This is a genomic window from Mycobacterium sp. URHD0025, assembly GCF_000426065.1.
In the GTDB taxonomy this organism is placed as follows: Bacteria; Actinomycetota; Actinomycetes; order Mycobacteriales; family Mycobacteriaceae; genus Mycobacterium.
This window is the reverse complement of sequence record NZ_AUEQ01000006.1, coordinates 471,063-482,710: the sequence shown is the minus strand read 5'-3', so window position 1 is coordinate 482,710 and position 11,648 is coordinate 471,063. Positions and strand designations below refer to the sequence as shown.

General features: G+C 65.6%; 12 protein-coding genes and 1 pseudogene. 2 read left to right on the top strand and 11 right to left on the bottom strand.

Annotation, left to right across the window (positions count from 1 at the left end; genetic code table 11):
- Positions 1 to 11: 11 nt before the first annotated feature.
- Positions 12 to 863, bottom strand: coding sequence for a putative endonuclease domain-containing protein (locus tag H977_RS0106765; RefSeq protein ID WP_029107143.1), 852 nt, complete (start codon positions 861 to 863; stop codon positions 12 to 14).
- Between the two features lie 107 nt (positions 864 to 970).
- On the opposite strand from H977_RS0106765, the pseudogene H977_RS0106760 reads away from it, so the two are divergent.
- A pseudogene (locus H977_RS0106760) lies at positions 971 to 1,585 on the top strand (carboxymuconolactone decarboxylase family protein); the annotation flags it as partial.
- A 64-nt stretch (positions 1,586 to 1,649) separates the two neighbouring features.
- Positions 1,650 to 2,441: a phosphatidylethanolamine N-methyltransferase family domain-containing protein gene (locus H977_RS0106755; RefSeq protein WP_029107141.1), complete on the top strand. Its 792-nt coding sequence runs from the start codon at positions 1,650 to 1,652 to the stop codon at positions 2,439 to 2,441.
- Between the two features lie 26 nt (positions 2,442 to 2,467).
- Here the strand turns inward: H977_RS0106755 and H977_RS0106750 are convergent, their stop codons facing one another.
- From H977_RS0106750 to H977_RS0106705, 10 genes are all read right to left on the bottom strand, one after another.
- Positions 2,468 to 2,962 carry a PPOX class F420-dependent oxidoreductase gene (locus H977_RS0106750; protein WP_029107140.1) on the bottom strand — a complete coding sequence of 165 codons (495 nt, stop codon included), beginning with the start codon at positions 2,960 to 2,962 and terminating at the stop codon, positions 2,468 to 2,470.
- Positions 2,962 to 3,873: a sigma-70 family RNA polymerase sigma factor gene (locus H977_RS0106745; protein WP_029107139.1), complete on the bottom strand. Its 912-nt coding sequence runs from the start codon at positions 3,871 to 3,873 to the stop codon at positions 2,962 to 2,964. Before H977_RS0106745 ends, H977_RS0106750 begins: the two co-directional genes overlap by 1 nt.
- Positions 3,874 to 3,906: 33 nt before the next feature.
- On the bottom strand, positions 3,907 to 4,245 hold the full coding sequence (locus H977_RS0106740) for a cupin domain-containing protein (RefSeq protein WP_155946541.1): 339 nt from the start codon (positions 4,243 to 4,245) through the stop codon (positions 3,907 to 3,909).
- Between the two features lie 16 nt (positions 4,246 to 4,261).
- Positions 4,262 to 5,680: an NAD(P)/FAD-dependent oxidoreductase gene (locus H977_RS0106735; protein ID WP_029107137.1), complete on the bottom strand. Its 1,419-nt coding sequence runs from the start codon at positions 5,678 to 5,680 to the stop codon at positions 4,262 to 4,264.
- A gap of 29 nt (positions 5,681 to 5,709) precedes the next feature.
- On the bottom strand, positions 5,710 to 6,804 hold the full coding sequence (locus H977_RS0106730) for an ABC transporter ATP-binding protein (protein WP_029107136.1): 1,095 nt from the start codon (positions 6,802 to 6,804) through the stop codon (positions 5,710 to 5,712).
- Positions 6,794 to 7,594 (bottom strand): ABC transporter permease, encoded by an 801-nt coding sequence (locus tag H977_RS0106725; protein ID WP_029107135.1) that lies wholly within the window; start codon positions 7,592 to 7,594, stop codon positions 6,794 to 6,796. The genes H977_RS0106730 and H977_RS0106725 overlap by 11 nt, the downstream gene beginning before the upstream one ends.
- The gene (locus tag H977_RS0106720; protein WP_029107134.1) at positions 7,591 to 8,478 is read right to left on the bottom strand and encodes an ABC transporter permease; all 888 of its coding nucleotides are present in this window, start codon (positions 8,476 to 8,478) and stop codon (positions 7,591 to 7,593) included. The genes H977_RS0106725 and H977_RS0106720 overlap by 4 nt, the downstream gene beginning before the upstream one ends.
- A 13-nt stretch (positions 8,479 to 8,491) precedes the next feature.
- Positions 8,492 to 9,616: an ABC transporter substrate-binding protein gene (locus tag H977_RS0106715; RefSeq protein WP_029107133.1), complete on the bottom strand. Its 1,125-nt coding sequence runs from the start codon at positions 9,614 to 9,616 to the stop codon at positions 8,492 to 8,494.
- Positions 9,617 to 9,655: 39 nt separating this feature from the next.
- A complete protein-coding gene (locus tag H977_RS0106710; protein WP_029107132.1) occupies positions 9,656 to 10,246 on the bottom strand; it encodes a helix-turn-helix domain-containing protein in 591 nt (196 codons plus the stop codon).
- A gap of 240 nt (positions 10,247 to 10,486) precedes the next feature.
- On the bottom strand, positions 10,487 to 11,635 hold the full coding sequence (locus H977_RS0106705) for an FAD-dependent oxidoreductase (protein ID WP_036475391.1): 1,149 nt from the start codon (positions 11,633 to 11,635) through the stop codon (positions 10,487 to 10,489).
- Positions 11,636 to 11,648: the final 13 nt, after the last annotated feature.

Sequence of the window (11,648 nt, the reverse complement as noted above, 5' to 3'; positions counted from 1 at the left end):
TCAGGTTCGTTTTAGTAGGGGGCGCCTGCCGCGCGAAGTGCGTCGCGGGTGCGGGCGATGATCACACGTTGTCGATACCGGAGTAGGTCTGCCCCGACGCGGACAATCCGCCAGCCGAGTTCGCGGTACTCCGCATCCTGGTCGATGTCCTTGGTGCGTTGTCTCGGATCGGTCCAGTGTTGAATGCCGTCATATTGGACACCGACTTTCCACTCCGGCCATCCCATGTCGATGCGACCGACCTGCTCACCCCAGTGCCCGAAGACCTCGATCTGGGTCTGAGACGGCCTCATTCGAGCGTCGGTATAGAGCAGGCGGAGACGGGTTTCCTGCGGCGATTCCGCGCCGTCGTCGGCAAGCCCTAGCACCTGGCGCAACTGCACAATCCCGCGTATCCCCTTGTGCCGCTGAAGAAGTGGCTGTATGTCGCAGAGCTGCAGCTTCGTGGCCTGCAGCAGTGCATCCACTCGAATGACAGCTGCGGTCAAGCCTTGTCGGCGGCCGAGATCGAACGCGGTCCGGTGTGGTGTCGTCACTGCGATGCCGCGAACACGGCAGGTCTCGTCGTCCCAAAGGGCGTCGCAGTGCAGCACGATGCCGGGGGTTTTGTGCTGGCTGGGCTGATTCAGTTCGGCGGGGAGTTTGGCGTCGATCCACTTGCACCCGTGCAGCGCGGCCGCCGACAAGCCGGCGGCCGTTGCCCGCCGACCCGACCACAGCCAGGCCGCCTCCGCTTTGTCCACGGGTGTCAGCTGCGTGCCGCGGGGGACGTAAACACCCCGGTACACCGGGTCGTACCGGGTCCGCAGCTGGTAGCGGTTGAGCATGCCGGCAGCCAACGCCTCGGACCCCAGAAACGGCATGCAGTTACGACGTCACGGGCCGATAACCGGTTCCAGGTGGACCCCAACCTGAGCGCGTGTTCGAGTTTTGCGCGAAAACTGACACACAAGCTCAGGCTGGGCACCTGTCACACATCGCGGGGCCATTTCGTCTAACTGGCATGACCGAGACCAAGACACGAATCCCCGCTGTCACCCCCAAGCAAGCCGGCCTGCTGACCCGCGCGATGTACTGGTACGCCAAGCGCGAGTTCGGTGAGGTGCCCGAGCCGTTCGCCGTGGCCGCCAACCACCCGCGTCTGCTGGTCGCCAACGGCGTACACGAGATGCTGTTGCAGGGTGGCTCCAAGAAGCTGCCCGCCACGGTCCGTGAGCTGGCGGTGTTCTGGACGGCCCGCACGGTCGGCTGCTCGTGGTGCGTGGACTTCGGCTCCATGCTGATGCGGCTGGAGAACCTCGACGTGGAGCGGCTCAAGTCGATCGACGACTACGCCACCTCGCCACTGTTCACCGACGACGAGCGCGCCGCGATCGCTTACGCCAATGCGATGACCACAGACCCGCACACCGTCACCGACGAGCAGGTTGCCGATCTGCGCCGGCGCTTCGGCGACGACGGCGTCATCGAGCTGACCTACCAGATCGGTGTGGAGAACATGCGGTCGCGGATGTACTCAGCTTTGGGCATCACCGAGCAGGGCTTCAACTCAGGAGATGCGTGTCGCGTGCCGTGGGCTGAGTAACCGGGCGGCCCGGGCGGGATGGTAGAACACGTTACAGAAACCGCCCGCTCCCCTAGGAACAGCCATGCACTGGTACACCGGCAACACGCTCTATGACACGGTGCTGACCGCGGCCTTCGCGTTCGCCGCATTCGTGATCATCGGCGGGTTCTTCGCACAGAGTTCCTACGGGCGCTTCTCGACGACGAAACTCGGCTTGAACCTCAACCCGAAGCTCGGCTGGTGGCTGATGGAGATCCCCGCGACCGTGGTGTTCTTGATCAGCTACCTGGCCGGGCCGAACCGGTTCGAGCCGACGTCCCTGGTGCTCGCCGGGATCTGGATGCTGCACTACGCCAACCGCGGTTGGTTCTTCCCGCTCGCGATCCGCCAGGTTCCGGGCAAGCGCGGCACGTTCAACATCTCGGTGATCGTGATGGGCATGCTCGTCACCTCCATGCACGGCTACCTCAACGGAACCCTGTTCAGCCAGGACTTCTTCGGCCAGTACACCACCGCCTGGTTGACCGACCCGCGATTCCTGATCGGGTTGGTGATCTACCTGTGCGGATTCGCGCTGCTGGTGAACTCGGAATCGATCGTGCGCAACCTGCGGGAGAAGAACAATCCCGGTGTTGCCGAGTACCGGATTCCGTTCGGTGGCGGCTTCCGGTTCGTCACCAGCCCGGCCTATCTGGGCGAGATCATCGCCTGGTCCGGCTTCGCTCTACTGACCTGGGCCCTGCCCGGAGTCGCCATCCTGCTGATCACCGCAGGCAACCTGATTCCCCGGGCCCTGGGCACCCACAGCTGGTATCAGGACAAGTTTCCCGAGTACCCCACCGACCGTAAGGCGTTGATCCCCTACGTCTTGTGACGCCCGTCTTGTGACGCCGGAAAGCGTCAGGCCCCCGTGGGCGTGATCTCGATGTAAGCCGTTGGTATCCCGGCCAGTTGACTGCCGTAGTCGAGGCTGCGCTCCAGCAGCTTCATGGGGGGACTCCAGTTGGCGGCGATCACCGCATCGGCATGCGCGTGTTCCGCCTCCGGCAGGATGCGCGCCTCGCCGGCCACCACCGGGCCGGTGGGCTTGCCGCGCAGATTGCTCGCCACCACAAGAACATTCGGGTTGTTGCGGATGCGCTTGACCTTCCCGGTCGACGGATCCGTGCGTACGTAGATCTTCCCGTCTGCCACGCCGTGATTCACCGGGCTTGGCATCGCCTCACCGGATCTTTTGAACGTCACCAGCACGATCTGGTGGCAGTTCTGGAATCCGGCGAAATCCGTGCCGGTAGCCGCACCGATGTCGAAGGCATCGCGGTGACGCATCTTGTCCATGCCGCGGAACATCATTCGGCTGAAGGTCTGGGCCAACGATCCGGGTTCGTTCGGCATCACTGCGCACCTCTTCTCAGCGGAGATCCGGTGAACTTGTCGGGGTTGGCGATGTCCCACACCGCACAGACCTTTCCGTCCCGGACGGTGAAGATGGTGACCCGGGGAGACATCTCGGGATAGCCGTCACCCGCCGGCGCGCCCGTCGTATAGACGCCCAACTGGCCGTTGACAAGAGCAAACTGACTGCCTGCCAACCAATTCGGCCCGTAACGCTGGGACAGTCCGAGGATGAACCGGGCCACCTTGTCGGCCCCGTGGATGACCCGGGCAGCGGTCGGGGCGCGACGGTTCGAATCGCCGGTGAACGTGACGTCGGGATGCAACAACCGCACGACGGCGTCGAGCTCCCCCGTGGCCAGGGCGGCCATCAGCTCACCGGCAACCTGGTTGTGCAGATCGTCGGGCGAGGACGGCGGCGGATTGTCGGCGACGGCGCGGCGGGCGCGCGAGGCCAACTGGCGGGCCGAGGCGTCGCTGACGCCGAGGACACTGGCGATCTCGGTGAACGGCACGCCGAACCCGTCGTGCAATACGAAGGCCACCCGCTGATCGGGGGTGAGCCGCTCTAACACCACCATCGCCGCGAACCGGGCGTCTTCCCCGGCCACCACCGCGTTGAGTGGGTCGTTCGCATCGAGTCCGGTGACGACGGGCTCCGGCAGCCATTCCCCGTAATAGGACTCGCGCCGGTGCGCCGCGGAACGCAAGCGGTCCAGGCCCAACCTGCTCACCACCGTGGTCAGCCACGCCCGCAGGTCAGCGATCTGCGTGCGGTTGGCTTCCCACCGCAGCCATGCGTCCTGGACGATGTCCTCGGCGTCGGCGAAGGTCCCGGTCAACCGGTAGGCCACGGCCAGCAGATGCGGCCGCAACTCCTCGAACTCGCCGACCCGAGCGCTCGCGGTCATGGCCCCAGTTTAGGGCCGGGCAGACGACGCCCGTCAGGCGCCGACCATGACATAAGTCTTACGGATCGACTCCTTGACGAACCAGGTCCCCCGCCAGCCCCGTGGCAGGACCAGTAGGGTGCCGGGCCCGATGTCGGCCGCGGTTCCGTCCTCCCCGACCACCGTGCCGGAGCCGGAGATGATGTGGCACACCTCGGTCGCGCCCGACCGGTCCGCGGTGAACTCGCCGGGGCCGCACTCCCACACGCCGGTGTCGGTGACGGCATCGGCCCAGACTCCGAGCGAGGACTCCAGCTGGCCGCTGAGGCTCGTCGGTTTCGGTTGCGGCTCGGGCATCTCGACCTTGGCCGCGTCCACCTGAAGAAGCTTCACACTCGTCTCCATCGCGTCAGCGCCCCGTGATCTTGTTGGCCACCCGGGCCAGTCCACTCGTGCCGGTCAGGCCACGGGTGGATTCGCGACGGTCGGCGGTGCGGTACAGCGCGTACATCGCCTGGACGCCGAGCCACCGCAGCGGCTCGGGTTCCCACTTGCGCACGCGGCGCCCCACCCACGGCAATCGCGTCAGCGCGGTGTCACGCTTCAGCACGAGATCGGCGAGTGTGTGCCCAGCCAGGTTGGTGGTGGTCAGGCCACTGCCGACGTAGCCGCCCGCGGTGCCCAGCCCGCTGGCCCGATCGAAATCGACGGTCGCGGTCCAGTCGCGCGGAACCCCGAGCACACCGCACCACGCATGCTCGATCGGCACATCGCGGGTCGCCGGGAACATGTCGCGAACCAGCGCGCCCAGGGCGTCGATGGTCCACTGCTGGGTGGCACCGCGATGGTCGAGTGCCGAACCGTACCGGTAAGGAATCCCCCTGCCGCCCAGGGCAATTCGATTGTCCGCAGTGCGTTGGGCATACATGTAGCCGTGCGCGTAGTCGCCGAGGAGCTCGGCGCCCTTCCAACCGACCTGTTCCAGCACCGAATCGGGAAGGGGTTCGGTGACCACCATCGACGAGTTCATCGGCAGCCACGCCCGCCGTTGTCCCGGCATGGTCGCGGTGAAACCCTCAAGGCACCGCAGGATCACGGGTGCCCGGACATCGCCCCGAGCCGTGATCGCGCGGCCCGCCTTGATGTCGGTCACCTCCGTCTGTTCGTAGATGTCCACGCCCATGCCCTCCACCACGCGGGCCAGGCCACCAACCAGCTTGGCCGGCTGCACCCGCGCGCAGTGGGGAGTGAACAGCGCACCCATGGCGTTCTCCACCCGGATCCGGGCATTCGATTCGTCGCCGGTGAGCACCCTGAAGTCGTCGTCCGTCGCGCCCCAATTCCGCTCGTACTCCAAAGATTCGCGGAGCCTGCCCATCTGCGCCTGGTTACGTGCCACGTGCAGCACACCGTCCTTGACGATGTCAGCGTCGATACCTTCGGAGTTCGCGACACCGATGACCTCGTCGACAGCGCCCCGCATGGCCCGCATGAGCGCGACGACGCCGTCGTGGCCGTGCGTGGAGGCATAGGCGTCGCGCGACCCGGCGAGTTCGGCGGAGAGCCAGCCACCGTTGCGGCCCGACGCACCGAACCCTGCGAACTCCTTCTCCAACATGACAATTCGCAGATCAGGCTGTTCCTTCTTGAGGTAATAGGCAGCCCACAATCCGGTCAGGCCCGCGCCGACGATGCACATGTCGGCATCGCGCGACCCCGGCAGTGGCGGTCTCGATTCCGGCCAACCCGCCTGGCGGTACCAGAACGACACGCTGCCGTTCACGAAGTCATTGGCGAGACCGCTGGTCGTCCGGCCGTCGGGGGACATCTTGGTTCTCCTGTGTTCGTAGCTGTTCATCAGTGGGAGGTTTCGGCAGGCAGGATGGTGGCGACATCGGGATCGAACGTCAGCCAGATCTTTTGCCCCGCCGTGGTCGGCGTGATGCTGTCGGCGCTTTCGCGGACCAGCGCGGTGGTGCCGTCGGGCAGGCTGACCTCGACCTTGCGCGAGTTGCCGAGGTAGATCTCCTGGATCACGGTGCCCGGCACCGCGTTGACGACGTCGGGCTCGGCCTCACCGGTGAGGATGCGAAGGCGTTCCGGTCGCACCACGACGGCCACCGAGTCTCCCCCCGTCGAGTCGCCCCGGCCTGCCACGATCCGGCGTCCATACGCATTCACGGCGCGCCCGTCCTCGAGCTTGCCGTGGAACAGCGACGACTCGCCGAGGAACCGGGCCACGAAGATGCTCTTGGGGTGCTCGTAAAGCTCAGTGGGCGAACCGATCTGTTCGATGCGCGCCTTGTTGAACACCGCGATGCGGTCCGACAGCACCAGGGCCTCGTCCTGGTCGTGTGTGACATAGACGAACGTGGTGCCGAGTTCGCCGTGAATACGCTTGATCTCGAGTTGCAGCGAATCACGCAGTTTCTTGTCCAGCGCACCGAGCGGCTCGTCCATGAGAAGGACTCGCGGTTCGTACACCATGGCCCTGGCGAAGGCGACGCGCTGTTGCTGGCCTCCGGACAGTTCCTTGGGCATCCGCTTGCCGTAGCCGTCGAGGCCGACCGTCCGCAGGGCAGCGGCCACCTTCTCGCGGCGCTGGTCCTTGGGCATCTTGCGCTGGCGCAGTGGATATTCGACGTTGTCGATCACCGTCATGTGTGGGAACAGCGCATAGTGCTGGAACACCATGCCGATGTTGCGGCGGTGCGGCGGAAGGTCGGCAACCGGCCGGCCGTCGATCAACAGCTCGCCTTCGGTGACGTCGGTGAATCCGGCGATCATGTTCAGCGTCGTGGTCTTACCCGAGCCGCTGGGGCCGAGCAGGGTGAGGAATTCACCCGGCCGCGCGTCGAGGTCGATGGCATCGACGGCCTTTTCGGACCCGTAGCTCTTGGTCAGGCGCCGCAAGGTGATCGACGCACCGTGCGGAGTGTTGTCAGTGGACACGGTTCCTCCTGCGCGAATAGATGCCCGCAACGACAGTCAGACAGGTCGTGAGGGCGAGGATGAGAGTGGCGGCCGCAGCGATCGTGGGATCGGTGTCACGCGTGACCGAGGCGTACATCTTCACCGGAAGCGTCTGCAGGTAAGGGTTCTGGATGAACAGCGACAGGACGACCTCGTCGAAACTCGTCGCGAACGCGAAGAGTGCGCCCGAGAGCACACCGGGTGCCACCAGCGGCAGCGTCACCGTGCGGAACGTGGTCCAGCGGCCGGCGCCGCAGATCGCGGCGGCATCCTCCAGACGGCGGTCGAATCCCTGCAGGCTGGCCATCACCGGCACGATGACGAACGGCAGCGCCAACATGGTGTGTGCGACGACAAACCCGAACAGCGTCCCGAGCAGGTTCAGCCTCAGGAACAGCGCGTAGAGGCCGACGGCGACCACGATCACCGGAACCACCATGGGAGCCAACAGGAATGCCCGTATCCCCTGCCGACCGGCCAGCCCGGTGCGGCTGAGCGCCACCGCCGCGGCAGTGCCCAACAGCGTGGCGAAGACCGCTACCAGAATGCCGACTTCCAGGCTTGCCTTCAGGGCCGCGATCCACGCAGGGTCTTCGAAGAACGTGTGGTACCAACGCGTCGACCATCCGCTGGGCGGGAATGCGAACGACGGTCGATCGGTGAAGCTCAGCGGCACCACGATCAGCGACGGTGCCACCAGCCACAACCCCACCCCGGCACAGAACAACCCGAGCAGGACGTTCCAGAACGTCTTTGCGTACCGTGTCATGCCGTGCGCTCCTTCCGGTTTCGGCGCAGCAGGTACAACAGCGCGGCGAGCACCAAGAATGTGACGAGCAGCAGAACCACGCCCATCGCGCCTCCCTTGCCCCAGGCCAGCAGGCTGGTCACCTGGACGTAGATCTGCTGACTGATCAGGGCGTCATCCGGAGCACCGAGCAGAGCGGGTGTGACGTAGAAGCCGAGGCTGCTGATGAAGACCATCAAGCAACCGGCGCCGACACCGGGCAGTGACAACGGGACCCAGATCCTGACGAACGAGATGACCGGCCGGGCACCGAGACTCGACGAGGCGAGCACGAGCCTCCGGTCGATACCCGACATCACCGCATACAGCGGCAACACCATGAACGGCAACAGGATCTGGCTCATACCGATCACCACACCCAAGTTGGTACGCAGCAAGGGCACACCACCCAACCCGACGAACGACAGCAGGGTCTGCACCGGTCCGCCGTCCTCCAGCAGGATCACCCAGGCGAACGTCCGCACCATCAGGCTGGTCCAGAACGGAACCAGCACGATCAGGGTCAGCGCGACGCGCACGGCCGGCCCGAACGCGACCATCGCATAGGCGTACGGATAACCGAGGACCAGGCAGATGACGGTGACCTCGAGGCCCGTGGTGAACGTGCGCAGCAGGACGCTGCGCTGAACGGAATCGCCCAGGTACCAGGCGAAATTGCCGAAGCCGAGTTCCGGGTCGCTGAACGCCTGCCACAACATGATGGCCAGCGGTAGCCCGAAGACCCCGACCACGAGCAGGATCGACGGCAGCAACAAACCGATGTCGCCCAGCGTCCGACGTGGGGTCGTGGGGGTTGCCTGGGTCTTCGGCGGCGCACCGCCCGCCAGAACATCGACCATCGACATGCGACGAAACCTCCTAGCCCGCGAGCCAGGCCGTGTACTTGTTGGCGATTTCCTCCTGGTGTTCGGCCCAGTAGCTCAGGTCGAGGGGGAACTTGTCCTTTTCCCGATCCGGCGTGGTGGTCAGGTAGGACTTGGCGAGATCATCGAGTTGCGGCTTGGCATCCACGTTGATCGGGCTGTAGGACGTCAGCTCGGCAAGCTTGGCCTGCTGCTGCGCGCCGAGGTAGAAGTTGATGAATGCCATGGAGGCCTTGGGATTCTTGGCACCGACCGGCACCGCGATCGTGTCGGCCTCCGGCATCCACTGGGTCCACATCGGAGCGAACGGCGCCCCGTTCTTGACGGCCGAATAGGCGCGACCGCTCCACACCAGTGCCATGTCGACCTGGCCGGATTCGATGAGCTGTTGAGACTGAGCGCCGGTGGTCCAGAAGATCGTGTCCTTGCGGATGCTGTCCATCTTCTTGAGGGCACGGTCGAGATCGATCGGGTAGACCGCGTCGGGTGCGACACCGTCGGCCAGTAGCGCGCCTTCGGGAACACCGGGATCGAGCTCACCCGGAACGCCTTCGATCGCCCGCTTACCGGGGAACTTCGCGGTGTCGTAGAAATCGGCCCAGGTCTTCGGCGGATTCGCCCCGTACTTCTCGGTGTTGTACACCACGATCAGGCCGTATCCCATTGCCGGAACAGAACAATCGTCGGTCTTGGTGCCCGCCGGCAGCTTGCTGATATCGACGATGCTGGTATCGAGCGGCATGAAGAGCGTGCCGCAATTCTTGGCCGTGAACACGTTGGTGCTGTCGACCACGTCCCAGGTCACATTCTTGGAGTCGACCTGAGCTTTGATCTTCGAGTTCTCAGTAGGCCCGTCCTGCAACACCTTTGCGCCGGACTGCGCGGCGAACGGTTCGATGGCCGCCTTCGCCTGGCCGTCCTGGAAGATGCCGCCGTAGGACACGAACGTCATGGTGGTGCCCTTGAGCGCCCCTTCCTTGACCGTGCCGGCCTGCGGCGGCCCGCTGCCGAGATCGACATCGGCCGATTGGCCGGGGCCTGCCGGCGTACACGCCGTGGCGAGCAGGACGCCTGCGACGATCAACGCGGGCACACTGCGGGCAACAGGTGACATCTTCATGGGGGATCTCTCCTTAGGGTTTTCGCGGCTGTAGACCGGTCAGGTCGGCCAGTCGGTCGGGGGGCTGACGATCCAGATGAGCTCGACCGCTGCGTCGCTCAAGTTGTGGACGGTGTGCGGCATGGACGTGCGGTACTCGGCGCTGTCACCCGGCTCGAGCACGTAACGCTCGCCGTCGAGTTCGAGCGTCGGAGTTCCGGCGATGACGATCAGGATCTCCTGCGCGTCCCCGTGCACATAGGCCTCGCCCGCGCTCGACCCGGGCGACAGCTCACCCGCGTACACCTCGAGATTTCGCAAAGGCTTCTGCGACAGAAGGTATTTCGAGCTCAGCTCGGATACCTCGATGGTCGGCCGAGCGGCCTTGCGCAGGATGCGGACGTCGGTGACCTCGTCGTCGGTGAACAGGTCGGGCAGCGAGATGCCCAGCGCCTGCGCCAGGCGGCGCAGCGTTCCGACGCTCGCGTTGACCTGGCCGCGCTCCACCTGGCTGAGGAAGCCCGCCGAGATTCCCGCCCGGTCGGCCAACTGCCGAAGGGACATCTTCCGCGCACCTCGAAACTGCCGGATCCTGCCGCCGACCACGGTGTCTGCCGCCTCGGCGGGATCGGGCTCGACGGTCGCACTCATATCGAAATATCCGTTCGCCTCAAAAGAGCAAGATGATTGCGATCAGCGAACACTTTGTTCGCTGGTACCGAACTCTATGTCCGCTCAGACGGCCCCCGCAAGGCTTCGATCACATTTTCAACATGTTGTGGGATGAGTCACACAGACGTGCTTTCGATGTCGATCAGCACTGAAGGCAACGTTTACCGTGGCCAAAACCGGCATCTACGACTGATTCCGTGGGCATCGAAGCGCACGCAATCAGTGCCTCCCGAGCACGTTCGGGCCGCTGCGCACCGGGATGCCTGCCGCGAAGCGCGCCGACGACCAGGCGGCCACGTCAGGGTCCGGCGTGTGCCCCTCCGCCAGATCGGCGAGCACTTCACCCATCAGCGCGGAGTACTTGAAGCCCTCCCCCGAGTCACCGCATGCGACAACGATCCCGCCGTCGAGTCGGTCGACGACGAAGGTGCCATCGGGAGAGTCGGTCCAACTGCAGACCTGGGCATGGAGCACGGTCGGAACCACCGAAGGCATGTCGGCCCGCACCCGGTCGCGGAGCACGGCGGTTCGGCTGCCCTCGGGCGTCCGGTCGAGATCGTCCGCGCGGTAGTCCCGCAGCGGCGAATCCAAGCCGATCTTGTAACCGGCGCCCGGCGACGGCATCGCATAGATGCCGGGACGGGATCCGCCCGGTCCGTCGAACAGACACGGAAAGCCGTCGGCCGCACCGGGATCGGCCGGATCTCCGAAATACACCACCTGCTCCAGATAGGGGTGCAGCGGGAGCTCGAGACCGAGCGGCGCGAGCAGGGCGCTCGCGCCCGGACCGGCCGCTATCACCGCGACATCGGCGTCGATCGTGTCCCCTTCGGCGAATGCCACCCGGACGCCCAGTGACCTCTTCTCGATCCGGGCCACATCTCGGACGAGAAGCGTTGCGCCGGGGCAACTCTGGAAGATCTTCAACTGAGCCCGCAACGATGCGGCGGCAAGTACGACGCCTGCCTCCGGCTGCCAGAGCGCCTCGCGCCCGTCGCTGCGGAGGCCAGGGAAAAACCGGTCCACGTCGCCCGCAGCGACGCCCGTGCATGCGATGCCGAGTCCGTCCAGCGTCGCGGCCACCGCCGGCAGTGAAACGTCGTCACGCCACAGCAGGCCGCGGGTGAGGAACACCGCGGTTCCCGCACGCTCGGCGAGGCGGCGCATCGCGTCGACACCGCGCTGCGCCATCCGCACCCGTAGCGGATCCGGGTCGGCGAGCCGCCACAACCGGGTGGACCCGGCCGATGAGGACAAGCCGTTGAGAGGTCCGTAGCGGTCGATCAGCGTCACCCGGTGCCCGCGTCGCGCCAGTTCGGTCGCGGCGGGCAGACCCCAGGCGCCCGCACCGACCACCACACAGTTCATGGTCACGGCAGAA

Excerpts from the sequence above, each read along its gene's own strand:
- H977_RS0106765 (WP_029107143.1), bottom strand. The coding sequence starts at position 863 with ATGCCGTTTCTGGGGTCCGAGGCGTTGGCTGCCGGCATGCTCAACCGC.
- H977_RS0106755 (WP_029107141.1), top strand. The coding sequence starts at position 1,650 with ATGCACTGGTACACCGGCAACACGCTCTATGACACGGTGCTGACCGCG.
- H977_RS0106750 (WP_029107140.1), bottom strand. The coding sequence starts at position 2,962 with ATGCCGAACGAACCCGGATCGTTGGCCCAGACCTTCAGCCGAATGATG.
- H977_RS0106745 (WP_029107139.1), bottom strand. The coding sequence starts at position 3,873 with ATGACCGCGAGCGCTCGGGTCGGCGAGTTCGAGGAGTTGCGGCCGCAT.
- H977_RS0106735 (WP_029107137.1), bottom strand. The coding sequence starts at position 5,680 with ATGTCCCCCGACGGCCGGACGACCAGCGGTCTCGCCAATGACTTCGTG.
- H977_RS0106725 (WP_029107135.1), bottom strand. The coding sequence starts at position 7,594 with ATGACACGGTACGCAAAGACGTTCTGGAACGTCCTGCTCGGGTTGTTC.
- H977_RS0106720 (WP_029107134.1), bottom strand. The coding sequence starts at position 8,478 with ATGTCGATGGTCGATGTTCTGGCGGGCGGTGCGCCGCCGAAGACCCAG.
- H977_RS0106715 (WP_029107133.1), bottom strand. The coding sequence starts at position 9,616 with ATGAAGATGTCACCTGTTGCCCGCAGTGTGCCCGCGTTGATCGTCGCA.
- H977_RS0106710 (WP_029107132.1), bottom strand. The coding sequence starts at position 10,246 with ATGAGTGCGACCGTCGAGCCCGATCCCGCCGAGGCGGCAGACACCGTG.
- H977_RS0106705 (WP_036475391.1), bottom strand. The coding sequence starts at position 11,635 with ATGAACTGTGTGGTGGTCGGTGCGGGCGCCTGGGGTCTGCCCGCCGCG.